This is a genomic window from Clostridium sp. AM28-20LB (assembly GCF_003480665.1).
Classification (GTDB): Bacteria; Bacillota; Clostridia; order Lachnospirales; family Lachnospiraceae; genus Otoolea; species Otoolea fessa.
Window position 1 is genome coordinate 83,426 of record NZ_QUJN01000005.1, and the last position, 25,041, is coordinate 108,466.

General features: G+C 48.2%; 19 protein-coding genes and 2 riboswitches. Of the genes, 15 read left to right on the plus strand and 4 right to left on the minus strand.

What is annotated here, in order from left to right; translation table 11 throughout:
* Positions 1-36 precede the first annotated feature (36 nt).
* Both hypD and DW739_RS10980 read right to left on the minus strand, forming a co-directional pair.
* A complete protein-coding gene (gene hypD, locus DW739_RS10975) occupies positions 37-2,484 on the minus strand; it encodes a trans-4-hydroxy-L-proline dehydratase (RefSeq protein ID WP_118743068.1) in 2,448 nt (815 codons plus the stop codon).
* 5 nt (positions 2,485-2,489) lie between these two features.
* Positions 2,490-3,410, minus strand: a complete 921-nt coding sequence (locus DW739_RS10980; protein WP_118743069.1) for a trans-4-hydroxy-L-proline dehydratase activase — start codon at positions 3,408-3,410, stop codon at positions 2,490-2,492.
* A gap of 722 nt (positions 3,411-4,132) precedes the next feature.
* Positions 4,133-4,254: riboswitch (molybdenum cofactor riboswitch) on the plus strand.
* Positions 4,255-4,381: 127 nt separating this feature from the next.
* Between DW739_RS10980 and DW739_RS10985 the strand changes: the two genes are divergently transcribed.
* The 12 genes from DW739_RS10985 to DW739_RS11040 all read left to right on the plus strand — a co-directional run bounded on the left by DW739_RS10985 (position 4,382) and on the right by DW739_RS11040 (position 17,931).
* Positions 4,382-5,302 (plus strand): substrate-binding domain-containing protein, encoded by a 921-nt coding sequence (locus tag DW739_RS10985; RefSeq protein ID WP_118743095.1) that lies wholly within the window; start codon positions 4,382-4,384, stop codon positions 5,300-5,302.
* A gap of 210 nt (positions 5,303-5,512) precedes the next feature.
* Positions 5,513-6,196 carry an ABC transporter permease gene (locus tag DW739_RS10990; protein WP_118570271.1) on the plus strand — a complete coding sequence of 228 codons (684 nt, stop codon included), beginning with the start codon at positions 5,513-5,515 and terminating at the stop codon, positions 6,194-6,196.
* On the plus strand, positions 6,183-6,893 hold the full coding sequence (locus DW739_RS10995; RefSeq protein ID WP_118629304.1) for an ABC transporter ATP-binding protein: 711 nt from the start codon (positions 6,183-6,185) through the stop codon (positions 6,891-6,893). The genes DW739_RS10990 and DW739_RS10995 overlap by 14 nt, the downstream gene beginning before the upstream one ends.
* Before the next feature lie 142 nt (positions 6,894-7,035).
* Positions 7,036-7,176: riboswitch (molybdenum cofactor riboswitch) on the plus strand.
* Between the two features lie 249 nt (positions 7,177-7,425).
* A complete protein-coding gene (gene glp / locus DW739_RS11000; protein ID WP_118695971.1) occupies positions 7,426-8,655 on the plus strand; it encodes a gephyrin-like molybdotransferase Glp in 1,230 nt (409 codons plus the stop codon).
* Between the two features lie 74 nt (positions 8,656-8,729).
* Positions 8,730-10,637: a molybdopterin biosynthesis protein gene (locus DW739_RS11005; RefSeq protein ID WP_118695969.1), complete on the plus strand. Its 1,908-nt coding sequence runs from the start codon at positions 8,730-8,732 to the stop codon at positions 10,635-10,637.
* Between the two features lie 13 nt (positions 10,638-10,650).
* The gene (locus DW739_RS11010) at positions 10,651-11,103 is read left to right on the plus strand and encodes a rhodanese/MoeB/ThiF domain protein (protein ID WP_022360327.1); all 453 of its coding nucleotides are present in this window, start codon (positions 10,651-10,653) and stop codon (positions 11,101-11,103) included.
* Positions 11,103-11,489 (plus strand): 4Fe-4S binding protein, encoded by a 387-nt coding sequence (locus DW739_RS11015; RefSeq protein WP_022360326.1) that lies wholly within the window; start codon positions 11,103-11,105, stop codon positions 11,487-11,489. The genes DW739_RS11010 and DW739_RS11015 overlap by 1 nt, the downstream gene beginning before the upstream one ends.
* A 15-nt stretch (positions 11,490-11,504) precedes the next feature.
* A complete protein-coding gene (locus tag DW739_RS11020) occupies positions 11,505-13,715 on the plus strand; it encodes an aldehyde ferredoxin oxidoreductase C-terminal domain-containing protein (RefSeq protein WP_207663956.1) in 2,211 nt (736 codons plus the stop codon).
* 39 nt (positions 13,716-13,754) lie between these two features.
* On the plus strand, positions 13,755-13,952 hold the full coding sequence (gene thiS, locus DW739_RS11025; protein ID WP_022360324.1) for a sulfur carrier protein ThiS: 198 nt from the start codon (positions 13,755-13,757) through the stop codon (positions 13,950-13,952).
* A 20-nt stretch (positions 13,953-13,972) separates the two neighbouring features.
* Positions 13,973-14,728, plus strand: a complete 756-nt coding sequence (locus DW739_RS11030) for a HesA/MoeB/ThiF family protein (RefSeq protein ID WP_243023765.1) — start codon at positions 13,973-13,975, stop codon at positions 14,726-14,728.
* 204 nt (positions 14,729-14,932) lie between these two features.
* Complete coding sequence (locus tag DW739_RS11035; protein ID WP_107001407.1) at positions 14,933-15,526, plus strand: TetR/AcrR family transcriptional regulator; 594 nt, start codon at positions 14,933-14,935, stop codon at positions 15,524-15,526.
* A 146-nt stretch (positions 15,527-15,672) separates the two neighbouring features.
* Positions 15,673-17,931, plus strand: a complete 2,259-nt coding sequence (locus DW739_RS11040) for an excinuclease ABC subunit UvrA (RefSeq protein WP_107001408.1) — start codon at positions 15,673-15,675, stop codon at positions 17,929-17,931.
* 71 nt (positions 17,932-18,002) lie between these two features.
* Here DW739_RS11040 and DW739_RS11045 read toward each other — a convergent pair whose 3' ends face one another.
* Both DW739_RS11045 and DW739_RS11050 read right to left on the minus strand, forming a co-directional pair.
* Positions 18,003-19,544 (minus strand): BCCT family transporter, encoded by a 1,542-nt coding sequence (locus DW739_RS11045; protein ID WP_107001409.1) that lies wholly within the window; start codon positions 19,542-19,544, stop codon positions 18,003-18,005.
* A 347-nt stretch (positions 19,545-19,891) separates the two neighbouring features.
* Positions 19,892-20,785: a glycyl-radical enzyme activating protein gene (locus DW739_RS11050; protein WP_107001410.1), complete on the minus strand. Its 894-nt coding sequence runs from the start codon at positions 20,783-20,785 to the stop codon at positions 19,892-19,894.
* A gap of 799 nt (positions 20,786-21,584) precedes the next feature.
* On the opposite strand from DW739_RS11050, the gene DW739_RS11060 reads away from it, so the two are divergent.
* The 3 genes from DW739_RS11060 (at position 21,585) to DW739_RS11070 (ending at position 24,982) form a co-directional block, all read left to right on the plus strand.
* Positions 21,585-23,030: a sodium:proton antiporter gene (locus DW739_RS11060; RefSeq protein ID WP_243023766.1), complete on the plus strand. Its 1,446-nt coding sequence runs from the start codon at positions 21,585-21,587 to the stop codon at positions 23,028-23,030.
* A 13-nt stretch (positions 23,031-23,043) separates the two neighbouring features.
* Positions 23,044-24,258 (plus strand): cytidylate kinase-like family protein, encoded by a 1,215-nt coding sequence (locus DW739_RS11065; protein WP_022360314.1) that lies wholly within the window; start codon positions 23,044-23,046, stop codon positions 24,256-24,258.
* A gap of 244 nt (positions 24,259-24,502) precedes the next feature.
* Positions 24,503-24,982 carry an acyl-CoA thioesterase gene (locus tag DW739_RS11070; RefSeq protein WP_118638281.1) on the plus strand — a complete coding sequence of 160 codons (480 nt, stop codon included), beginning with the start codon at positions 24,503-24,505 and terminating at the stop codon, positions 24,980-24,982.
* The last annotated feature ends 59 nt before the right edge of the window (positions 24,983-25,041 follow it).

Genomic DNA, 25,041 nt, shown 5'->3' on the forward strand with positions numbered 1-25,041 from the left:
TGAAGACTTTTAGAGTTGTCAAACGGTTGCGAGCAATTAACAGCAGCCACAGCCTCCAAAGCTCTGCTCGGTTCTCTCAATGATCTCGTTCTGAAGCGGTTTATCCAGGTTACGGAAGTAGTCACTGTATCCGGCTACGCGGACGATCAGTTCCTTGTATTCCTCCGGATTCTTCTGAGCTTCGATCAGGGTCTGGCGGTCGATAACGTTGAACTGCATATGATGTCCGTTCATAGCAAAGTAGGAACGAATCAGAGCAGCCAGGTTGTCAATACCCTTCTCACCTGCGATAGCAGCCGGAGTAAACTTCTGGTTCAGCAGAGTACCGCCGGTCTCACAGTGGTTCATCTTGGAGCAGGATTTAACAACTGCGGTCGGTCCGTTGATATCAGCGCCTTTTTCTGGGGAAATACCCTCAGACAGAGGAGTATGAGCCAGACGGCCGTTCGGAGTAGCGATCATAACATCACCGAAGTATACGTGGCAGGTGGTCGGAAGCATATCTACATGATATACACCGCCTCTGGTGGTCGGTCTGCCTGTGATGTAATCTTTGTACTCATTGAATACGCTTACCATGATGTCATCTGCATAATCATCATCGTTGCCGTATTTCGGAGTTTTATTCTTAACCAGGTTCAGAATGTCCTCATGGCCCTTGAAGTCGTCGTTCATAGCGTCGATGAGTTCTTTCATGGTGAACTTCTGATTGTCAAATACGTTGAACTTGATAGCGGAGAGTGCATCGGAGATAGTACCGATACCAACACCCTGGATGTAGCTTGTGTTGTATCTCGGGCCGCCTGCGTTGTAGTCTTTACCTTTCTTGATACAGTCATCGGTACAGATGGAAAGGAACGGAGCCGGCATCATCTGAGAGTAGATTCTCTCGATAACCAGATTGCCGCGCATCTTAACGTCGATGATGTACTCAAGCTGTGTCTTGAATGCGTTCCACAGTTCATCGTAGGATTTGAAATCTTCAGCCTTGCCGGTGTGCGGTCCGATCTGTTTCTTGAACATTACATCGTAGCCGTCATAGAGAGCAAGCTGTAAGCATTTCGGGATATTTAAGTAACCGGTCAGCCAGTAAGCCTCAGTTCCCCAAGCACCTGTCTCAACACATCCGGAGCATCCTGCGTTTCTGGCGTCAACCAGAGATTTGCCCTGATTTAACAGCTCCTGAATTAACTCATCGGTGTTGTAGAATGCCGGCTGGCCCCAGCCCTGACGAGCGATCTCGCAGGCTCTCTTTACGAACTTATCCGGAGTAACCTTGGAAATCTGAACGTTGGAGTTCGGCTGGTTTTGTCTCATATCTTCCATACAGTCAAGGATTAAGTAAGAAACAGCGTTAACTGCGTCTGTACCATCTTCCTTCACACCGCCGGAGTTGATGTTTGCGAAGTCTACGTATGTACCGGACTCTTTTAAGGTTACGCCAACCTTAACCGGAGCCGGAGAGTTGAACAGTTTAACCCAGAGGCACTCAAGAAGCTCAAGAGCTCTTGTATCATCCAGAGTACCTGCAGCGGTATCTTTCTCATAGAACGGAATCAGATGCTGATCCAGACGACCTGGTGTAAATGCATCCCACGGGTTTAACTCGGTTGTAACACCAAGGTGTGTAAACCAGTACATCTGAAGTGCCTGCCAGTAGGTCTCCGGTTTGTGCTCCGGAACAACCGCACAGTTAGCTGCAATCTGCTCGAGCTCTGCTTTTCTGACCGGATCCTTCTCCTCAGCAGCTTTCTCAAGAGCCAGATCATGATATCTCTTACCTAAGATAATGATAGCATCGCAGCAGATATCCATAGCGCGAAGCTCCTGCTCTTTGTCGTAAGCTTCCGGATCATTGAAATAGTCAAGATCCTTGATAGCCTGCTCGATCTCCTTCTTGTAGTCACCGTAGCCTTTGATGTAGAAGTTCTTGCCGCCGGCTGTATGACCCGGTCCACGCTGCTCCATGAACTCGGTAAACATACCAACCTCATAGCAGTCTCTCCACTCCTGGGTCATAGCTTTTAAGAGATGCTCTCTGACTGCACGGTTCTTCCAGTACGGAATGATCTCTTCTTCCTGAAGCTTCAGATCGTCTTCGGTAACAGTGAAGTTAACCAGTTTACGATCGTTCATGATGTGCATATCTTCGATGGTATGACAGCACAGCTCCGGGAAAGTCGGTGAACACTGCGGGTCTTTGCCCTTCTCACCAACTAACAGTTCATCATCACCTAAGTAAAGAGTTTTCTTGGAGAAGTACTCTTTCAGAACGAGAGCTCTTAAAACCGGTACAGATACGGAACCTTCGTACTCTTTGTAAACATCGGTTTCAATTTTGGCTCTTTCCAGATCCAGATGCGGCTGGGTGGAATGACTGATTCTTCTCAGTCTTTTAATTCTCTCGGTGCATCCGCGGTCATTGTCTTTTAACAGACCTTCTGGTGTGTTGATTACGAATGAAGTATCAATTTTCTCTGCCATTTAAATCATCCTCCTATATTGACTTTGTTGAATCCCTGTTCTTCGAACATGGACTTAAAGTGTTCCATAAGCTCGGACACCGGTACGCTCATCTCATCCTCATGGTACTCCATGTCGAGGCTGGCGTATTTACCCTTTCCGATGTCATGATAAGGTAAAAGGTTTACCTGACGTGCGTGAATATTGTTTTCCTTCAGGAAATGGATGACACTTTCGATGTGTTCATCGGTTGCGTTGACCTGCTGGATAATCGGAAGCCGGATGTAAAGACCAGCGCCCTCATCACTTAATTTCTTTAAGTTCTCAAGAATCAGTGAATTGTCAACGCCGATATACTTCTTGTGGTCTTCCGGATCCATCACTTTGATGTCGTAAAGAAAAACATCTACGTAAGGAAGAATCCGCTTCAGATTCTCATAGTCTGTGTAGCCGCTGGTGTCGATGAAAACGCTGACACCGTTCTCATGGAGCTTGCGACAGACCTCTTCCACATAGTCCATATGCTGGGAAGCCATAACTTCGCCGCCGGAGAGTGTTACACCGCCGCCGGACTGCTCATAGAAGATTTTGTCCTTCATCGCTTCCTTGACAAGTGCATCTACGGTGTATTCCTTACCGGCTAACTCCCGGGCCTCTGTGATGCACCAGTCGGTACAGACACCGCAGGCGGTACACTTGGAACGGTCAAATACAATCTTTCCGTCTACGATGGAATTGGCTCCCTGTTTACATTTTGCAACACATCGACCACAGGCGGTACATTTGTGCTGATGAAAAATCAGTTCCTTATAATAATGCTGACTCTCCGGGTTGTGGCACCACATACAGCGTAAGGGACATCCCTTGAAGAAGATCGTGGTGCGGACACCATCGCCGTCGTGCGTTGAAAATTTCTGGATGTTAAATATGTAAGGAGTTTCTGCCATCCTTTCCCCCTCCTTTGCAAAAACTAGACTGTGTTCTAGTTCTGAGTCTATAATACTACAACCAACTCAAGAATACAAGAGTAAATTGAAAAAAATGTATTAATTTAATTTTTAACAGACGAATCTGAAAAATAATCATCCGATCACGCTGAAATAAGCGGAATGCGGAATGGCTATAAAAGAAAATTAATATAACATATAAGATATCATAAAAAATGGGGGCTTACAATTGACAAAAGTGAGGATATTATGCGTGAAAAGAAAGTGAAAATTGTAGAAAAGATAAAATGGTGTGAATATTCATAATATATAAAACAAAAACAAAAAATTAAGCACAGTTAAAAAGGCGTCGCACAAATATGAAAAGTGAAAATCAAGATAGAAGTGAAAAAAAGCTAAAAAACCAGAATAACACGTAGAAAAGAGCAGTAGAAAACAAAATGAATACGAAGCTTGAAATAATGGTTACTGTTTCACAGGTAGGCACTTTTGGAACCGAAAGTGCCGTAAGAAAACGTGGTGGCAGCAGGAATTTGCCGTATTTAAATGCGAAGCCACGGCAAATTCCGTTACTGGGCACGTATGCGTGAACAGTAACAAAAAATGAAATAATTTCGCTCATGTGAAAGTTGCCCGGTTGACAAGAAGAATTTTGACATGGTATAGTAAAAATGTATAAGGATGTTTCGGGAAGTATTAGAAGAACCCGGACAGTAGAAGCCAGGAAAACTATATTTCGAGCTGAAAAACCTAACACAGTATATTGTCAGGGTTTACAGCCAATGGGTATCAGGGGAAACTCGGATGCCTCCCGCATTTGGAAAGAAATGCATTGGAAAGAGAAGTAGGACCTGCTGCTTATTAGGAAGAAAGGCAGCTGGTAAAAGGCGGCGCATCCTCTGCCAGAGTCTCGTTCCGATGAAATGTTTTTCAGCGTATTCTTAAACAAAAGAAGGGAGAAGAACAATTTCATGAAGAAGACAAACAGAATCATTGCATTGGCAATGGCGGCCATGACAGCATTGTCTATGACAGCCTGCTCTGGAAGCACAAAAGAGACAACGGAGGCGGAAAGCGCCGCAGAGACAACCGCAGAGGCTGCTGAGGAAAGCAGTGCAGAGGAGACCAAGGAAGCATCCGGAGAGACGCTTCTGATGGCAACGACGACCAGTACCGATAATACAGGTCTTCTGGATTACTTAAAGCCAATCTTTTTAGAGGATACAGGTATTGACTTACAGTGGACGGCAGTGGGAACCGGTGATGCGATTCAGAAAGCAAAAGATGGTGAAGTCGATGTGATACTGGTTCATTCCAAAGCAAAAGAAGAAGAATTCGTGGAGAGCGGCTACGGTGTAGAGCGCTTCCAGGTTATGTATAATGATTTCGTGATCGTAGGACCGAAGGATGGTCCGATTGCAAAGACGGATGATATCAACGCTGCATTTAAACAGATCATGGACGAGCAGCTGACATTTGTGTCCCGTGGAGATAACTCCGGTACCCATAACAAGGAGACCGGAATCTGGGAGAAGCTGGGAATTACAGATTATGAGAGCAATCCAAACTATGTATCGGCAGGCGCTGGAATGGCTGATACACTGGCGATGGCAGATGAAAAAGGTGGCTACTGCCTGTCTGACCGTGGTACCTGGCTTGCCAAGAAGGCAGATTTCCCGGATATGGATATTGTATGTGAAGGCAGCAAGGAACTTTTAAACCAGTACGGCGTTATCGCAGTAAATCCGGAGAAATATCCGGATGTCAACAACGAGGCGGCGAATACGTTTATCAAGTGGATCTGTTCTCCGGAAATCCAGACTCTGATCGGTGAATACGGCGTAGAGGAGTACGGCGAGCCGTTATTCTTCCCGAATGCAGAGCAGAAGTAGAATACTGCCGGATGATATGCGGCAGTGCTGGGATTAGCGTATTTAAACGAATAAAGCAGGCAGTTGAACCTTGCAGAATTTATAATGTATAAACAGGAAACCGGAGAAGGGAGGATGCACTTTTTCCGGTTTTTCTGTCATTAAGAATTGAGAAAATGAGAACGCCTGCAGAATATAAGGTGTTTCAGTGAATATGCTGGGAGAAAAAATATGGGAAACCTGTTTTCAAAATTTTTTGGTACGGTCGGAGTGATAGATTCTATCCGGGTAACTCTGGTGATGTCTTTCTGGTCAACCTTGATTGCGTCAATGCTTGGAATTTTTCTGGGACTTGTGCTGGAGCAGATGAAATTCCCAGGAAAAAAGCTGGTAGTCCGTGTGAACCGGACCTTGATGGGAGCACCTCCGGTCGTCATCGGACTGCTCACATATATGCTTTTGAGAAAAAAAGGTCCGTTTGGGGCGCTTCGATGGGTATTTACGATCAAAGGAATGGTGGCAGCCCAGGTTCTGATCATCACTCCGATCGTCTGTGGAATGGTGTATTCATATGCGGTCCGCACGGCACCTTCGATCCGGGCGTTTGCCAGGACGATGGGAGCTGACCGGCATCAGACCGCGCGGCTTCTGCTGCGTGAAATGAAAAATGAAATTTATTTTGCGGTTGTGTCTGGATATGGGCGTTCCATCAGTGAGGTTGGGGCGGTCTTTCTGGTAGGTGGAAATATAAAAAACAGCACCCGGACAATGACAACTGCGATTTCAACCCTGAAAGGTGCAGGCGATTATTATGAAGGGGTATTTTTGGGAGTGATCCTGATGCTTCTGGCATTTGCGGTACAGACATTGGCAGAACATTTCAGACAGGAGGAGACACCGGATGAAAATCTCTAAGCTGCAAAAGAAGATAGGTCAGTTTACGCTTCAAATCGAGGAACTGTATCTGGAGAGCGGGAAGGTTCATGGTCTGATAGGAACCAATGGCTGCGGAAAAACAACACTTTCCAAGCTGATACAGGGGATATTGGTTCCAGATGGCGGGAGGATTGATTATGAGGGACTGACACCCCGGGATATCACGATGACAACACAGAGACCGTATCTTTTGCATGATACGGTGTATCAGAACCTGATCTATCCGCTGAAAATACGGGGAATCCGCCCAGATGAGGCGAAGATGGATGCCTGGCTGGAACGATGTGGACTTCTGCAGAAAAAAAATCAGTATGCCCGTTCCCTGAGCAGCGGGGAACAGCAGAAATTATCATTTATCAGGGCCCTGGTATTTGACCCTGCGTTTGTGATTGTTGATGAAACGCTTTCCAACCTGGATCCTGACAGTACAGAATTGTTTGAACAGCTGATGCGGGAGCAGCAGACGAAAAATAAGATGACATGGCTGCTAATCAGTCATCAGCTGGTGCATGTCCGCAAGATTTGTGACCAGGTACATTTTATGGAGCAGGGGAATGTTCTGGTGTCTGGAACACCGGAAGAAATCCTTCTTCACCCCTCTCACCCGTCCATACGCCGATATCTGGCAGATACAGAGGTTTCATATCGCGAAAATGAAAAAAATTCAGAAATATGAATAAAAATGCGAGATGATTGCGCTGAATGTGAAAAAAATGGAAATAGTTTTGCTTGGGATGATTGACACAGTTTGTGAAAATGTGGTATAATTTCAGGTAGAAAATCATGAGAAAGAGAATTGTCGCACGAGAGCGGCAGTTATACAGAGTTGATTTCGAGCTTTTCTGCCTAAGCTGTGAACCGATTGACAGGATGGAAGAAAAGCCAATGGGTATCCGGGGAAACGCGGGTGCCTCCCCGCATCAGGCGATGCATTGGAAAGGAATAGCTCTCGGATGACCGGGATGAAGACCCGGAAGTTCTGGAAAAGAGCAGTAAATTCCGCCAGCGCAAGCAAAGCCTGATGTAGATAAGTGCATATCAGCAGAAAGCCATAAGAGGCAGACTGCATCATCAGGAACGGATACAGAGAGCGGAATGTTTTCTGTATTCGTTTTTTTGTTTCATTCGGAGAGGCGGTCTATGAATCAGAAGCACTTCGCATGGATGCATACCTTCGCGAAGAAGAATCATGCCGCAAGGGAGGAACTATGAAGTTATTGAAAGTTGATACGCTGGCGCAGGCGCGGGAACGTCTGCTTGAAGCGGCAAAAGAGTGCCTGCCAGAGACGGAGCGGGTTACGCTTGCAGATGCATCTGGCTGTATTTTAGCAGAAGATATTGTCTCTGGGGAAATGATTCCTGCATTTCGCCGTTCCAGTGTAGATGGGTATGCAGTCTGTTCAAAGGACACGGCGGGCGCAACAGAAAGTATCCCGGTTTTTCTGAAGGTGCTGGAAGAAGTAGAGATAGGACATCCGGCGGTATCAAAGATTGAACCGGGTACCTGTGCCTATGTACCGACCGGCGGCATGGTTCCGGAAGGGGCAGATGCCATGGTGATGGTAGAATACAGTGAACGGTTCGGAACAGATGAGGTTGCCCTGTATGAAAATGTTCCGTATGGAAAATGCATCGTGCTTCCGGGAGAAGATGTAAAAACCGGGGATATAGTCCTTAAAGCGGGAACTCGGATTGGCCCGGCGCAGGCGGGAACGTTGGCAGCGCTTGGCGTGGTGCAGGTGCCGGTTTTTAAACCGTGGAAGGTGGCAGTTCTATCGACGGGCGACGAACTGGTCAGGATCGATCAGGTTCCTGGACCGGGGCAGGTGCGGGATATTAATACATGGGCGCTGTCATGTTATGTGAAGAAGACGGGTCTGGAGCTTGTTTCGGCAGAGGCAGTGAAGGATGAAGAAGTGCTTTTAGAGGAGAAAATCAGGGAGGCGGTCAAAGCCTGTGATTTGATTCTGATCTCCGGAGGAAGTTCTCAGGGAAAGAAAGATATGACTATGGAGATATTAAACCGCATCTCCAAGGAGGGAGTATTTACCCATGGGCTGGCACTGAAACCGGGAAAACCGACGATTCTGGGATATGATAAAGAGAAACATACGCTGTTAGGAGGACTTCCTGGGCATCCGGCAGCAGCGCTTACCGTTTTCCACTTATTATTTGTGTGGCTCTGGAAGCAGGTAACCGGTCAGCCAGATCAACCTCCGCTAGAAGCCTTTATGACAACGAACCTGGCGGGGGCACCCGGAAAAACAACCTGCCTGCTGGTAAAGCTTCAGATGGCTCCGCAGGGGCTGGAGGCAGAACCGGTATTTGGAAAATCAGGCTTGATTTCGACGATGGCAGAGGCAGACGGCTACGTTCTGATTGATATGAATCAGGAGGGACTGAAGAAGGGTGAGCAGGTGAAGGTATACCGTTTTTAAAATGAATTGCTTCCAGAAGGGCGGCGGAGAATAAAGGATCGGCAGAGCCCGGTGGAAACAGAATAGAGGCAGAGATGGGAAAGAGAAATTTATATCTGAATAATACACCGGTGGAGGAGGCAAAAGCCCTTTACCAGAAAGCACTGGGGGAATTATTAAGACCCAAGGCAGAATGGATTCCCGTGACGGAAAGTCTGCACCGGATTACAAAAGAGGCAGTCTATGCGAAATATTGTTCTCCGCTTTACAATGCGGCGGCGATGGATGGAATCGCGGTTGAGGCAGAGAAAACAAAAGGAGCATCGGAGCGGAAACCACTTACCCTATATCCAGGTACAGATTTTACAGTGGTGGATACGGGCGATCCGATTCACGCACCATGCGATGCAGTTATCATGGCGGAGGATCTGCTGGAGCAGGAGGATGGCTCGGTGCAGATTACGGATGCAGCTGCATCATGGCAGCATGTGCGCCCGATCGGAGAAGATATCGTAGCGGGTGAGATGCTGATGCCCGGTTATCATGAGATACGCCCGATTGATATAGGTGTTCTCCTGTCTGGCGGAATTACAGAGATTGAGGTGTTGAAAAAGCCGTCGGTAGCGATTTTTCCGACGGGAACCGAAATCATAGAGCCGGGACAGGAACCCAAGGATGGGGACATCATCGAATCAAATTCGAGAGTGTTTGAGGCACTGGTAACGGAACATGGCGGTGCGCCCCATCGTTTTCCGCCGATTGCGGATGAGTATGAAACATTGAAAGAAAAGGTGGCAGAGGCGGTTGAAAACTATGACATGGTGATTGTCAATGCCGGCTCCAGTGCTGGAACCGAAGATTTTACGGTTCATGTACTTCGGGAATTGGGGGAGGTTCTGGTACACGGGGTGGCAATCAAGCCGGGTAAACCGGTAATATTGGCGATTGTCAATGGAAAACCGGTAATCGGACTTCCGGGATATCCGGTATCCGCCTATATCAACTTTGAAAATTTTGTGATTCCTGTGCTGCAGAAACTGGCAGGACGTACAGAAACAGGCGGCACGACGGTGCGGGCTGTCATATCCAAACGCCTTGTATCATCCCTGAAACATAAAGAGTATGTGCGGGTGAAGGTAGGAGAAGTGGGTGACAAGCTCGTCGCTTCTCCATTGGCGCGCGGGGCGGGAGCAGCAATGAGCCTGGTGCGGGCAGACGGATTCTGTGTGATTCCTCAGAACAGCGAGGGGGTCGAGGCGGGAGATACCGTTGACGTAGAGCTATACCGTTCCCTGGAGGAAATTGGAAGTACGGCAGTGGCAATCGGAAGCCATGATCTGATTCTGGATGTGATGGCAGATTTGCTGCCGTGTATGTACCCGGGTAATTACCTTTCCAGTACGCATGTAGGCAGTATGGGCGGTTTAATGGCATTAAAGCGGGGAGAGGCGCATCTGGCTCCGACCCACCTGCTGGATGAAGAGACAGGAGAATATAATATTGCGATCCTGAAAAAACTGTTTGCGGGTGAAAAAATGGCACTTGTCAAAGGTGTTGAGCGAATTCAGGGAATTATCGTAAAAAAAGGAAATCCGCTTGGAATCCATGAAATTGAAGATCTACGTGGCTTGAATTATGTCAACCGACAGAGAGGAGCGGGGACAAGAGTCCTTTTTGATTATAAGCTGAAGGAAGCCGGTATTTCACCGGAAGAGATTCACGGATATGACAGAGAGGCGGCAACGCATATGGCAGTGGCGGCTGCCGTGTCCGGCGGCGATGCAGACGCGGGCATGGGAATCCAGTCGGCAGCCAGGGCAATGGGACTTGATTTTATTGAGATTGGACGGGAAGAGTATGACTTTGCGATTCCAGTCAGATTTTTGGATTTTCCACCGGTACAGCATTTTCTGGCGGTTTTGAAAAGCCGGGAGTTTGCAGAGAGAGTGGAGAAGCTCGGTGGTTATGGGCTGGCAAGAACCGGAGAAATTTTATATTTATAAAAGAGGAGATTAGATGGGAGCAGTTGTACGTGAATTATATGTGTTCCGGCAGAGGGGACAGCCGGGAGAAGCCGTGGAGAGCGCCTGGTTCCGAAGGGGGATCGGAATGGAGGGTGACCGGCATGCAGCGGGAGGTGAAAGGCAGACTTCGCTGTTGGCGGGAGAAGCCCGGGACTGGATGGAGAAGCAGACAGAACCGGGACTCTGCTTCCGCCGCTACAAGGCAAACCTGATAACGGAGGGAATCGATACCACCCAGTTAAATACGGGGGATCTTCTGGCGGCGGGAGGGGCGGTGTTCCGCGTCTCCGGGTATGGAAAAAAGTGTTTTCCAGAGTGTATTTACCATGAAAAAGGAGTTTTCTGCCGCCTTTCGGCAGGAGCCATATTTTTGGAAGTGATTCGGGACGGATATGTATCTGTTTCGGATGAAATAATGAAATTAGGCAAAAAGGAGGAACTGTGATGAGACGATTAGAGAAAGATGAATCACTCTGCATTGGCTGCCACCAGTGCGAAGAAGCCTGTTCGAAGGCATTTTACAAGGTTTCGGATCCAATGAAATCCTGCATCCGCATTACCGACAAGGAGGATGGAAGCCATCATATTGCTGTGTGCACACAGTGTGGAAAATGTTCTGAAGTGTGCAATACAGGTGTGATTACGGAGGATGCGAGAGGCGTTTACCGGCTGAATAAGAAAGAATGTGCCGGCTGTCTGATGTGCGTTGGATTCTGTCCGGAGAATGTTATGGTACAGTGTGATGATTATCTGGAGCCGTCCAAATGTACGGCGTGCGGATTGTGCGTAAAAGCATGTCCGACCGGAGCGATCCGTCTGGTAGAAGAGTAAAAGGAGGAGAAAGGCATGATTAAAATGTGTGATCTTCCGCGTTATGCGGACGCAGATATGGAAGAAATCAAAAAAATGAAAGAGGCCCACACGGTTCTCAATCAGGTTACATATGAGCCAAAGCCGCTGTATCATGGATATACGGATAAGCGTCTTCGAATCAATGTGACAGATAACACCATCGATATGATCGACATTCCTCAGGAGGTCAAAGAAAAATTTACCGGCGGAAAAGGTTATTGCCTGCGTTATCTGTGGGATGCAACGAATCCGGATACAAAGTGGAATTCTCCGGAAAATGCCATCACCATGTCGGCAGGACCGATTGCCGGAATTACGCAGTACGGCGGTACCGGAAAATGCCTGGTATGCAGCATTTCACCGATGACAGATATCCCGATTGATTCAAACGTCGGCGGATATTTTGGTCCATTCTTAAAATTCTCCGGATTTGATGTGATCGAGCTGACTGGAAAAGCGGAGGAAGACGTGATTATTGTCATCGATGGCAATAAGGGAACCGTTTCAATTGAAAAAGCACCGTTAGAGCATAAAGATGCACATGTACTGGGAGAAGAGCTGACAACCATGTATGCGGAGGATGACAATGATCGCAAAAACGTGGCGGTCGTATGTTCTGGTTCAGCGGCGGATCATTGCAACCTCTCTATGCTGAATTTTACATTCTATGATCCGAAAAGAAATGTAGTTCGCTTAAAACAGGCTGGACGTGGTGGTATCGGACGTGTCTTTGCGGACAAGCACATTAAAGCGCTGGTATGCCATTTTAAAGGCGTAAAAGCAAATCTGAACCATGTATATGATATCAGTATCCTGAACCGGGATGGCCTGAAATTCCATCGTGAGGTGGCGACACAGGATGACAAACAGAATTCAATGCGTAAATCCGGAACAGCATACTCCCTGCGTATCATGAGCGATTATGATATTCTGCCGACGCGCAATTATAAATATGGCGGAACGGATAAGATCGATGAGATGGCACCGGAGGTATGGAGAAATAAATGGCTGACCCAGGGCGGAGCGGACGGATGTTGGTATGGATGTTCGATGGCGTGTGCTAAAACAGCCGATCAGTTTGAATTAAAGACAGGTCCGTATAAGGGACATAAAGTATGTGTGGATGGTCCGGAGTATGAGACAGCAGCCGGTGTTGGTCCGAACTGCGGTGTAACCGATCCGCAGGTAATCCTGGAAGTGAATTTCTACTGTGATACATATGGCATTGATACGATTTCCTTTGGCACCATGACTGCCTTCCTGATGGAATGCTATGAAAATGGTATCCTGAATAAGGAGAGAACCGGCGGTCTGGAGCTTGTATGGGGCAATGCAGAGGCGGAGCTGGAGCTGCTGCACCAGATGGCGCGAAACGAAGGCTTTGGCAAGATTGCGGCACTTGGAAGCCACAAGCAGAAAGAGTATTTTGCAGCGCAGGGCTGGGGCGATATGGATTTCATGAATGATATTGCGATGGAACAGAAGGGACTTGAATATTCAGAGTATGCTTCCAAAGAATCCTTGGCGCAGCAGGGCGGCTATGGTCTGACCAATAAGGGACCGCAGCATGATGAGGCATGGCTGATTTTCATGGATCAGGTAAATAACCAGATTCCTACCTTTGAGGATAAGGCGGAGGCGCTGTATTACTATCCGATGTTTAGAACCTGGTTTGGTCTTCTGGGACTTTGCAAGCTGCCGTGGAATGATATTGTACCGGCTGACAACAGCCTGACCGATGAACCGGCGAAGGTACCGGAGCACGTAGATAACTATCTGGATCTTTATTATGGTGTTACTGGGGTCAAGATTGATAGGGATGAGATGATTAAAATGTCCGAGCGCGTCTACAATTTCCAGCGTGTTTTCAACATTCGTCTTGGCAAGGGACTGCGTGCGAACGATGCGATTCCATACCGTTCCCAGGGACCGGTTACGGAAGAAGAATATCTGTCCCGTCAGGAGCGCTACGATGGTCAGCTGGTAGAGCTGGTTGGTTTTACAAAAGAAGAAGTCGAAAAAATGTCCTTAAAGGAAAAGATGGCTGCGACCAGAAAGCACAGAGAAGGGGAATATGAGAAGCTGATTGATGCGGTATATCCGAAGCGCGGCTGGAATTTAAACGGTGTTCCGACAATTGCACACCTGAAAGAGCTTGGCATGGATCTTCCGGAGCTTTTGGAAGTAGTTGAGCCGCTTCAGTAAGACTATTCATTAATACGTTGCAGAAGGGAAGTGGATATAATGGTACTGAATAACCGTCCATATCCGGACTGGCATGAAGGACTGACAATCAGGGGTGTGATGGAACACATGAAATTTACCTGGCCCAAGCTGGTCGTGAAGGTAAATGGGCAGCTGGTCTGGCCAGAAGACTATGATAAAGTAACACTTGAAGAAGCAGATGATTTGAAGATTTATCATTTACTGGGGGGCGGTTGATTCAGAAAGGAGACGCTGGTTTGGAGATAGACAAAGAACGCTATAAAAGAAATATTCTCCTGCCGGAGGTAGGAGAAGAAGGACAGAAAAAGCTGGCGGAAAGCCGGGTGCTGGTAGTCGGGGCGGGGGGACTTGGATCTCCCGTCAGCCTCTATCTGGCAGCAGCAGGAGTCGGTACGATCGGGATTGCTGATTTTGACCGGGTGGATGTCAGCAATCTGCAGCGTCAAATCCTTTACCGGGAACAGGACATTGGAAAGGCAAAATCAGAACTGGCGGCGGAGCAGCTTCAGAGCCGGAATCATTCGGTGCAGGTAGAATTATACCCAGAGGGGATTACAGCTGAAAATGCAGAAGAAATTCTTGCAAAGTTTGATGTGATTGTGGATGCTTCGGATAATTTTCCAACCCGCTATCTGCTGAGTGACACATGTATGAAGCTGGGAAAGCCGGATGTATATGGAGCTATCTGTGAATTTGCGGGACAGGTTACCGTGTTCGCATCGGACGGACCATGTCTGCGCTGTCTCTGTCCGGAGGCAGAGGACCCATCCGGAAACCCGAATTCGGCTGCTTATGGTGTGCTTGGCGTGATTCCCGGCATGATCGGGTGTATGCAGGCGGCAGAAGTATTGAAGCTTCTTTTGGGCAAGGGAGAGCCGCTGATTGGAAAAATGCTGTTCATTGATGCCAAAACGTGGTCCACGGATCTGATAGAAGTTCCAGTGCATCCCCAGTGTAGCTGCCATGCACATACCAAAGTTCACCGGATGTGAAAACGATATTAAAAATAGACACTATGAACAATCTCTTTACTTCACAGGAAAAGAATGATAAAATAAATTAGATTGCCGAAAGCAGATGAGGAAGATTATCCACTCTGCTTTCGGCTGGATTCAGGTAAACAAAAAGGTAAATTAGATAACCAGGAATGTTTCCCTGAAATTACGATTATTGAGAAGTTAAGAGGTAAAAGGTAAATGGCGAAGGGTAATAACACAAAAGCAAAAATTGCCCGTGTTGCATGGAAATTGTTTCATGAGAAGGGATATGAGGAGACGACGATCGATGAGATTATCCTGCAGTCTGGAACATCAAAGGGAAGCTTCTATCATTATTATAGTGGAAAGGATGAGCTTCTGGCATCTCTCCCAGAGATCTTTGATGCAAAGTATGAAGAGGTAATGCAGGCGCTGGATCCGGAGATGGACAGCTTTGACAAGCTTATGACGCTCTGCTTCAGTGTACATGATCTGATAGAGTCGGATATCCCGGTAGGGCTTCTGGCGTCACTCTATTCCTCACAGGTGGTGACAAAGGGGGATAAGCATCTTTTAAACCAGAACCGTTTTTACTATAAGATGGTAAATCAGCTGGTCGATGAGGGGCAGCGCCGGGGGCAGATTACCCGCAGTATGCCATATTACGAGATTGCACATATGTATGCACTCTGCGAGAGGGCAATCATCTATGATTACTGCATTTCAGACGGTGGCTATGCGCTTGGAGAGTATACAAGAAAGACAATGCCTCTGCTGTTCGGCGGAGTGCGTGTAAAGCAGGAAGTCAAATAAAAAAGCAGACGGAAAATGCTTCTTAGGGGTATTTTCTGTCTGCTTTTGTGCGTGATAGCCGCGTACAGATCAGGATAGCATTGAGTACCTTTAAAATAAAGGAACCTGGGACGGGAAAATGCAGCTTAAGAAAGGAAAAATGCCAGATGGAACGAGAAAATCAGGAGTACATAAGCATTGTGAATGCAACGGAAAACAACTTGAAACATGTGTCGTTGAAAATTCCGAAAAAGAAAATCACAGTTTTTACCGGTGTGTCCGGTTCGGGCAAATCATCGCTCTGCCTTGATACGATTGCGGCAGAGTCGCGGCGGGAGCTGAATGTGACATTTCCAAGTTTTGTCCAGCAGTTTCTGCCGAAATATGGTCGTCCGGAGGTTGAGCGCATGGAGAATCTTCCGGTCACGATCGTGATCGATCAGAAAAAGCCGGTGGCAAACTCCCGCTCAACGGTCGGCACATACACCGATATCTATGCGCTGCTGCGCCTGCTCTTCTCACGTGTGGGCAAACCGTTTGTCGGCTATTCGGACAGCTTTTCCTTCAACCATCCGAGCGGCAAGTGTGAGCGCTGTGAGGGCCTGGGTGTTGTGACGGAGCTGGACATCCACAAGCTGGTGGATTTTGATAAATGCCTAAACGATGAGGGCGTTATCCAGTGGCCGGCGTTCACGACCGGTGCATGGCGGTGGAAGCGGTACGCGTACAGCGGTCTGTTTGATTTGGACAAGAAGATCAAGGATTATTCGAAGGAGGAGATGGATTTATTTCTCTATTCGCCGCAGATCCGCCTGAAAAACCCGCCGGCAAACTGGCCGAAGTCCGCGAAGTACGAGGGCATTTATCCGCGTATGTACCGCAGTATCATTACATCTAAGGAAGGACAGCTTCACAAGAAGGAGCTGGATCGCATTGTCAGCACCTTTACGTGTCCGGAGTGCCACGGGGCGAGACTGAATGCAAAGATCCGTAGCTGCCTGATTAACGGAAAAAATATCTGCGAGGTTTCGGATATGCCGATCCCGGAGGCGGCAGAGTTTATCCGCCAGATCGACGATCCGCTGGCGCGCGATATCAAGACCGAGATCCTGAAGCGGATGAATGCGCTGATTGAGATCGGACTCAGCTATCTTTCTTTAAGCCGTGGAACCGACACTCTCTCCGGCGGCGAGGCGCAGCGTATCAAGATCGCGCGTTACATCAATTCGCCGCTTACCGATATGATGTATGTGCTGGATGAGCCGAGCGTCGGACTGCATTCGCGCGATATCCAGAATCTCAAAAATTCGCTGATCAAGCTGAAAGAGCACGGAAATACCGTGATGATTGTGGAACACCACCGGGAAGTCATCGCTCTGGCGGATCACATTGTGGATATGGGACCGGAAGCGGGCATAAACGGTGGACAGATCATGTATCAGGGAAGCTACGAGAACCTTTTGAAAGCGGACACTGTGACCGGGCGGATGCTGCGGACGAAAACGCCGATGAAGATGGAGTACCGCAAGCCGAACGGATGGTATCAGGTTGAGCACGCGAAGCTTCATAACTTAAAAGATCTGAGCGTAAAACTGCCGCTTGGCGTGATGACGGTCATCGCTGGTGTGGCTGGTTCGGGAAAAAGCTCCCTGATGGAATATTTTACGAGCCAGTATCCAGGCGAGGTGATCTCGATCCGGCAGAAGGATATCGGTATCAATCTGCGTTCGACCCCGGCGACGTATCTGGATATCGCGGATGCGATCCGGGCGCTTTTTGCGAAAGCGAACCATGTCGCACAGGCATATTTCAGTTTCAATTCCAAGGGCGCCTGCCCGGCGTGCCAGGGAAAAGGTGTAATTATATCGGATATGGCATATATGGATTCGATTGAGACGGTTTGCGAAGTCTGCCACGGAACGCGGTATTCGGAGGAAGTGCTGCACTATCAGTACAAGGGAAAAAATATTGCGGAAGTCATGGATATGACCGTCCGTCAGGCGATCCAGTTCTTTGAAGATGCGGATTTTGTGAAGAAACTCGATACGCTGGTACAGGTCGGACTCGGTTACCTGCACCTGAATCAGTCGATGACGACGCTTTCCGGCGGCGAGCTGCAGCGTGTGAAGCTGGCGAGCAAGCTGGATGAGCGGGGACAGATATTTATTCTGGATGAGCCGACTGACGGGCTGCATCTCGACGATATCCGCCGTCTGATGAAGCTTTTCAACCGGATGACCGATCAGGGCAATACACTGTTTATCATCGAGCACAGCCTGGATGTGATGAAGGACGCCGACTATATCGTGGAGCTTGGACCGGGCGGCGGACTCGCAGGCGGCAGTCTGCTCTTTGCCGGGACACCGAAGGAGATGCTGGAAGCGGAGCGGAGTGTGACGCGGGAGTATCTGCGGGAGAGCTTATAGATAAAGAAAAATATCCCGAATGCATCGGAAAGTGCATTCGGGATATTTTTAACAACACTCAATCAATTCGTTCAAATACCATGGTAGCTTGAAAGATATTTCTTCGCATCTTTAAAAAACGCCGCCACGATCAGGAGAATGATAAACGCGATCGGAAAAGCTGCAATGATGGACACGGTCTGCAGGTTTGCCATTGAATTATCACTGAAAATGAGGACCATCGGCAGTAGAATCAGGCTCAGGGACCAGAAGGTTTTGATCGCCATGTGCGGTTCGTCCTCGCTTGTCAGGTTCTTGTAGGAGTAGGCGGAGGCAACCAGTACGATCGCGTCAAAGCTGGTGGCATAGAAGGCGATCATCGCCGCCGCGAGCAGAACGAGAACCATCGGGGCGAGCGGAAGCGTGCGGATGATGGCAGTGATTGTGGAATAGAGGTCGCCACTGGCGGCATAAAGCCCCATGACATCCAGTTTTCCGAACACCTGGAGTCCCAGGCTGTAGTTTCCGAGGATAATAAAGCTCACAAACGTGCCGCCAAGCCCGAACACGTAGCCGCCGAGGATTGTCTGCCGGATCGTACGTCCACGAGAGATGGTTCCGATGAAGAACGGGGCAGCGACGCACCAGACCATCCAGTATGCCCAGTAGAACATTGTCCATGTCTGCGGAAATGAGGTGGTGCGCTGTGGGTCGGTGTAGGTGGAGAGTCCGATAAAGTTCTGTACCAGATTTCCGATGGAGGAAAAGCCGGTTTCGATGATATAGCGTGATTCACCGCCAAACAGCAGCACATATGCCAGAAGAGCGAAGAAGAGGTAGACGCAGGACGCCGCGAGCTTCTGGATGCCCTTCATGCCACGCACGACGGAAACGGTATATACCAGGCAGGTGACTGCCAGAATCGCGATGGTGATGAGGCGGGTGTCGCCGAATCCGAAGAGTTCGGAGACGATCTGGCTCATCAGAGGGGTCGCCAGCGTAAAAGTCGTGGTTGTGCCGGCCAGCAGTGCGAAGACCGCCATCAGATCAATCAGAGTTCCGGCAAGCCCGTCTGTGTGTTTTCCGAGGATCGGGCGGCAGGCTTCGGAGTATTTCTGTTTATGGCAGCCGCGCACATGAAGCATGAAGCCAAAGGCAGCGGCGAGCACGACATAGAAGCCCCACGGGATCGGACCCCAGTGAAAGAGCGGGTATGTGCTCGCCCAGTCCTGAATACTGCCCATTTCTGCCAGATGCGGGTCATTGGCGTAGAGAACCCACTCACACAGGGAGTAAAAGAGAATGTCCGCCGCAAGTCCGGAGGTAAACATCATCGAACCCCAGGCAAAATTGGAATAGAGCGGCTTCTCATCCGGTTTTCCGAGCCGGATGGTTCCGTAGCGGGAAAAGGCGATGTAGATTGACAGAAGAAAAATGCCGAGTCCGATGGCAAGGTAGCCGACACCGAAGTTTTCCCCGAGAAAGCTCCGGAGATTTTCCAACACTGCCTTGGATGCATCTGGCGCAGCCAGAAAGCAGAGACAGAGTATTATAATAAGAAGAAATGGGACGACCATCGTGGTCCAGTCCAGGCGTTTTGGCTCTGGCGCTGTTTGGAATTGTGGATTTTGCATGGGAAACCTCCTTTTAAATCATTTGTAAAAATGAGGATTTTTGCAAATGGTTCATGTTCATTTTTTGATAAATAAATTAAATATTGAACACATTATAGCATTGGGTGGAAAAAAAATCAATGAAAAATTTGGGAAAAAATAGAGAAACAAGGAAATAGATGTTACCGGTTCACGGGTAGGCACTTTTGGAACCGAAAGTGCCGTAAGAAAACGTTGTGGCAGCAGGAATTTGCCGTATTTAAATGCGAAGCCACGGCAAATTCCGTTACTGGGCACGTATGCGTGAACAGTAACGAATCGATAGAAAAATGTATGGGAGGCGGCAATGGAAAAAAACTGCCGCCTCCCTACTGCTCAATCTGCACATCAAATCCCAGTCCGCGCAGCATATTCGCATAATTCTCCATATCCTGGCCGGAGAAGGTCTGCTCGCGGGCAAGCGTCGGAGATTGCGTGTATTTTTCATATTTAATGATCCCCAGATTTGAATAGGAGAGCAGAATTACATGTCTGATGTGGTGCTCAGACAAAAGGTGGGCATACCTGCGGGCATCGATGAGCGTGTCGTTGATGCCGGGGGTAATGGTAATGCGGACCGCCACTTTTTTTCCGATAGAGATGGCAAAGTCCAGATTTTCCAGAATCGAATGATTTGAGACACCGGTGAACTGGACATATTTCTTTTCAGAATAATGTTTTAAATCGATGATAATCATGTCCGCGTTGGCGATGAAGCGGGAGAAAGCCAGCGGTTTGGCGAAAGCGGTCGTCTCAATCGCGGTGCGGATGCCGTGTTCTTTACATTTTTTCAGGACAGCGGTGGCTGCTTCCGGCTGCATCAGCGGATCGCCGCCGGAGAGAATGACGCCGCCATTTCCATAGAGCTCCCGGTCGGCAAGAATTTTTTCCATGATTTCATCCATATCCATCATCTGACCGACGAAATGAAGCATTCGGGACGGACAGTGATCCGTACAGGCACGGCAGAATGTACAGGTGTCCGGGGTAAAGGTGAGACGGTTGTCTGAAAATGCCAGACTTCCGGTGGGACATTCGCTGACACAGAGATTGCAGTAGAGACAGTGCTTGCTGTCCCAGAGAATCCGGGTCGGGCGCTCATGCGCCTGCGGGGTTGAACACCAGACACAGCGCAGGGGGCATCCTTTAAAATAAATCGTAGTCCGCAGCCCGGAACCGTCAGCCAATTCATTTCGTTTGATCTTAAATATATTCGCCTGCATGAATACAATACTCCTGAAAATCCTTCTGATATTTATAAAACACGATAAGACATTGAGAATTCCGGCACGGGATGACACCGGAATTTCGGAATGGATTCGTAATACATCTGAATGCAAAATACAGGCTAACTATAGCATAAAGAAGATAAAAAGTAAATGAGACAGTTTCTCCAATTTGCTGCTTGATTTTTTTACAAAGATTTGACAAAAAAGCGGAAATAAATTTTACAAAAAAGCGCTATAATAAAACAGGTTCGAGAGAGAATATGTGTGAACGCTGCGAAAGAGCAGGTTATACAGCGGCAGATTTGCCAACTGGCACATATCGAAAAAGAAACCACGAAAGAATACCGCGAGAGATCGGGCGGCTGGCTTAAAATGAAGCGCGAAAACAGCTGCAGGAAAAAGATGGAAGATGGCGGGGAAGATATGGAATTGAAATATGAACTCTGGAAAGAGAGTATAGTTCAAGAGAAAGTTATATGTGAATGTAGGAAGCGTCTGTCGGGATATCGGCGGGCGGTTTTTTGTTTCATAGTAGAATTAAATATATCATTTGTGAAATTACAGTATTATACATAATTTCTATATACAAAAGAGGTATTTGTTTATGTTATGAGCACAGGCTTACAACACTTATTAATAAGAATTAATATAAGGTACTTTTAACGAAAAATTCACGGAAAATCACGCTTACAACGTGAAAAACACGGTTGTATTTAGGAAATAAAATTGTTATAATGAGTGGCTGAAATGGAAAATGTAAAACAAAAAAGAAAAAAGTTGGGAGGTTACGAAGGTGAAAAGATTGAGTGCGTTTTGCGCGAGCCTGGGATTATTTTTGATGGCAAATCCGATGACGGCTCTGGCAGCAGAACAGGAAGGCGGTGCATCGGCATCCTCTGTGCCGCTCTGGATGTGTATTCCATTTGCGGGACTGCTTCTCTGTATTGCGATTCTGCCGCTTGTGAAGGCAGAATGGTGGGAAGAGCACCAGCCTCATGCGGTTGCTCTTTGGTCAATTCTTTTTATCATTCCGTTTGCAATGCGTTACAGTGCGGGAACAGCACTGGAAACGGTTCTGGAATGCCTGGTCAATGACTATTTGACCTTTATTATTTTGTTATTTGGACTTTTCTGCGTTGCCGGTAATATCACGATGTCCGGTGACCTGGCAGGTTCTCCGCGTGTCAACGTGGGATTACTGGCACTGGGAACCCTGCTTTCAAGTTGGATCGGTACGACCGGTGCCAGTATGCTGATGATTCGTCCGGTTGTCAAGATGAATGCATGGAGAAAGAAGAAACGTCATATCATTATCTTCTTTATTTTCCTTGTATCCAACATCGGCGGATGTCTGACTCCGATCGGTGACCCGCCTCTGCTGATGGGCTTCATGCGCGGCGTACCGTTCTTCTGGAGCTTACATCTGGCGCCGATCTTATTCTTCAATATGCTGGTGCTGCTGACAATCTTCTATTTTATTGATAAGAGGGCATATCGTCAGGATATCGCGAGCGGTCTGAAACCGGATATCAGCAAACCGGGTACCGAAGTAAAGCTGCGCGGCGCGCACAACCTGATTTTCCTGGTTATGATCGTGGCAGCCGTTATTTTAAGCGGTACCTTACCGTCCATGCCGCAGTTCCAGGATGCAGCCGGAAAGGTGCTTGGCATCCATCTGTTTGGAGAGGTAGAATTAAGCTATCCGGCCATCATTGAGATTGTGATCATTCTGGTGGCGGCCTTCCTGTCCTTCAAGACCACGAAGGTTGAGATCCGCCGTGAGAACCACTTTACCTGGGGCGCGATTCAGGAGGTTGCGGTTCTGTTTATCGGTATTTTCATCACGATGCAGCCAGCCCTGATGATTCTGAAAGCAAATGGCGCGAACCTGGGCATCTCCGAGCCGTTTGAAATGTTCTGGGCGGCCGGTCTGCTGTCCAGCTTCCTGGATAACACGCCGACCTATCTGGTATTTTTAACAACGGCAGGTGCGCTTGGATTTACGGAGGGCATGGTGACGACGTTAGGAACGGTTCCGATCAAGATGCTGATGGCGATCTCCTGTGGTGCGGTATTTATGGGTGCGAACACCTACATCGGAAATGCACCGAACTTCATGGTTAAGTCGATTGCGGATGAAAACGGTGTGCGTATGCCGTCCTTCTTCGGATATCTGCTCTGGTCGTTCGGTATTCTGGTTCCGGTCTTTGCACTTGATATGCTGTTATTCTTTTTATAGGGGGTGAGTGACGATGAGCAACAATCAGGAACATACCAATACAGATAATATGGAAAATCAGACGCAGCAGGCGCTTGAAAAGGACAGCGCCCAGTATGCGAATGAAGTAACGGGTGCGGAAAATGCAGCCGAAAAGGATTCGGCAGGGAAGAAGCCGGGCAGCACGGTGCCTGGAAGAGATGAAAAACGAATCCGTGAACTGGCGGAGAGTATTTACGATCTGGATGCGGAGGTTTATGCACAGTTAGGTTCTTCTCTGGGACGTGTTTTCAACCGTGACCGGAAGCGCTGCGTGGATGAGCTGACTCATCTGATGCTGACACGCCCGCAGGGTAACCTGGTTCGAAGTGAGATTGCCCTGATCGGAAACATGGCGCGTACCATCGAGAATAAGGAAGAGCGGAAGCTCGTCATGACCGAGTACAACCGGATTCTGACCGAAGTCATGAGTCTGCCGACCAGTTTCGCGAGCGGCGACGTTATCAACGCAGAGCTGGCGAAGCTGAATACATTTAACCTGAAAAACCGTTTTTCCGAAAATGACCACCTGATCGTATGTATCAGCTGGACCTACGGAAGCGGCGGTGTAAATATCGGATTTAAGCTGGCAGATAAGCTGAAAATCAATTTCTACGACGCGGAGATCTTTGAAGCGGTTCTGAAACGTCTCGAGGCTCAGAAGGATTCTATACAGGATTCTGTCAGCTACGGAATCAAGCCGGGAATCAAGAAAGAGCCGGCGCACGATCAGGATGCCAATGTAAACCCGAGTGAGGCATTCATCCCGGAGCGCCATCTGACCCTGCGCCAGCGCATGCGCGAGTTCAGCCGTTTCCACGGACTGCCGAAGCGTGATGCGGTCTTCTTCAACGAGAGCGACCTTCTGGTTGACATGGCGAAGAAGGAAGATTTTGTTATTCTGGGACGATGCGGAGATGCCATCATGGCAAACAACAACATCCCGCATATCAGTATCTACATCACGGCGCCGTTTGAGCAGCGTATCAAACGTGCGATGGAGATTGACAGCTCCCTGACGGTCAAGCAGGCACGCCATATGTTAAAGCATCTGGATCATGTCCACAGCCAGTACTATCATTACTATACAAACCGAAACTGGGGACATTCCAACAACTATGATCTCTGTATCAACAGTGCCAGCTACGGTATCGATGGAACCGTGGATTTCATCTATCGGATGATCACGGCGCGGGAAGAGGATAAATAAGAGAACGGCTGAAGATGATGGGAGTCAGCGAAAGACAACAGACGCTGCCCCCAGATTCTTCGGTCGTTTTTTTACATTTATAGTTTACTGCCAATAGGATGTATAACTAAAAAGATTCAGAATTTTTGCGGCGGAATACTTGCAAATTTGAGGGAAAGCCAGTATACTAGGTACCATATCACAGGGAAGTCCTTCGAAAGCGGGAGATTGGAAGAGGCATCCTTCTCGAAAGGAGAAATAAATTATGGAAGAAAGAATTATGCGCCGCGTAGCGGATTCAGCTGTTATCCAGACACAGCTTGTATTAAATAGTCACTTAAATGGTGCTGGTCGTTTGTTTGGCGGTCAGCTGATGGAATGGATCGACATTGTAGCGACCGTTGTTGCGCGCCGCCACGCGCATTGCAATCCGACAACTGCATCGGTTGATAACCTGCAGTTCAAAGAGGCAGTCCACCTGAACAATACCCTGATTATCGAGGGTAAGCTGACTTACGTTGGAAGAACCTCCATGGAAGTGCGTGTCGATACATTCGTAGAGTCTTTAAGCGGCGCGCGTAAACTGGTTAATACCGCTTATGTGGTTATGGTAGCGCTGGATGAAAACGAGCATCCGATGGAAGTTCCGGGACTGCTTATCGAGACCGATGAGGAGAAGGCAGAGTGGGAAGCTGGCGTGAAGAGAAACGACTTGCGGAAACACCGCCGTGCGGAGAACTACTAATCGGCAGTGTTTTTGTTTGGGAAAGGGAATTTGCATAAACCGGAAACAGATGTAATAAG

What these genes read in the sequence shown, in the direction of transcription:
- DW739_RS10990 (WP_118570271.1), top strand. Translation starts at nt 5,513, where the DNA reads ATGGGAAACCTGTTTTCAAAATTTTTTGGTACGGTCGGAGTGATAGAT.
- DW739_RS11040 (WP_107001408.1), top strand. Translation starts at nt 15,673, where the DNA reads ATGGAACGAGAAAATCAGGAGTACATAAGCATTGTGAATGCAACGGAA.
- hypD (WP_118743068.1), bottom strand. Translation starts at nt 2,484, where the DNA reads ATGGCAGAGAAAATTGATACTTCATTCGTAATCAACACACCAGAAGGT.
- DW739_RS10995 (WP_118629304.1), top strand. Translation starts at nt 6,183, where the DNA reads ATGAAAATCTCTAAGCTGCAAAAGAAGATAGGTCAGTTTACGCTTCAA.
- DW739_RS11005 (WP_118695969.1), top strand. Translation starts at nt 8,730, where the DNA reads ATGGGAAAGAGAAATTTATATCTGAATAATACACCGGTGGAGGAGGCA.
- DW739_RS10985 (WP_118743095.1), top strand. Translation starts at nt 4,382, where the DNA reads ATGAAGAAGACAAACAGAATCATTGCATTGGCAATGGCGGCCATGACA.
- DW739_RS11065 (WP_022360314.1), top strand. Translation starts at nt 23,044, where the DNA reads ATGAGCAACAATCAGGAACATACCAATACAGATAATATGGAAAATCAG.
- DW739_RS11045 (WP_107001409.1), bottom strand. Translation starts at nt 19,544, where the DNA reads ATGCAAAATCCACAATTCCAAACAGCGCCAGAGCCAAAACGCCTGGAC.
- DW739_RS11015 (WP_022360326.1), top strand. Translation starts at nt 11,103, where the DNA reads ATGAGACGATTAGAGAAAGATGAATCACTCTGCATTGGCTGCCACCAG.
- DW739_RS11010 (WP_022360327.1), top strand. Translation starts at nt 10,651, where the DNA reads ATGGGAGCAGTTGTACGTGAATTATATGTGTTCCGGCAGAGGGGACAG.
- DW739_RS11050 (WP_107001410.1), bottom strand. Translation starts at nt 20,785, where the DNA reads ATGCAGGCGAATATATTTAAGATCAAACGAAATGAATTGGCTGACGGT.
- thiS (WP_022360324.1), top strand. Translation starts at nt 13,755, where the DNA reads ATGGTACTGAATAACCGTCCATATCCGGACTGGCATGAAGGACTGACA.
- DW739_RS11020 (WP_207663956.1), top strand. Translation starts at nt 11,505, where the DNA reads ATGATTAAAATGTGTGATCTTCCGCGTTATGCGGACGCAGATATGGAA.
- DW739_RS11035 (WP_107001407.1), top strand. Translation starts at nt 14,933, where the DNA reads ATGGCGAAGGGTAATAACACAAAAGCAAAAATTGCCCGTGTTGCATGG.
- DW739_RS10980 (WP_118743069.1), bottom strand. Translation starts at nt 3,410, where the DNA reads ATGGCAGAAACTCCTTACATATTTAACATCCAGAAATTTTCAACGCAC.
- glp (WP_118695971.1), top strand. Translation starts at nt 7,426, where the DNA reads ATGAAGTTATTGAAAGTTGATACGCTGGCGCAGGCGCGGGAACGTCTG.
- DW739_RS11070 (WP_118638281.1), top strand. Translation starts at nt 24,503, where the DNA reads ATGGAAGAAAGAATTATGCGCCGCGTAGCGGATTCAGCTGTTATCCAG.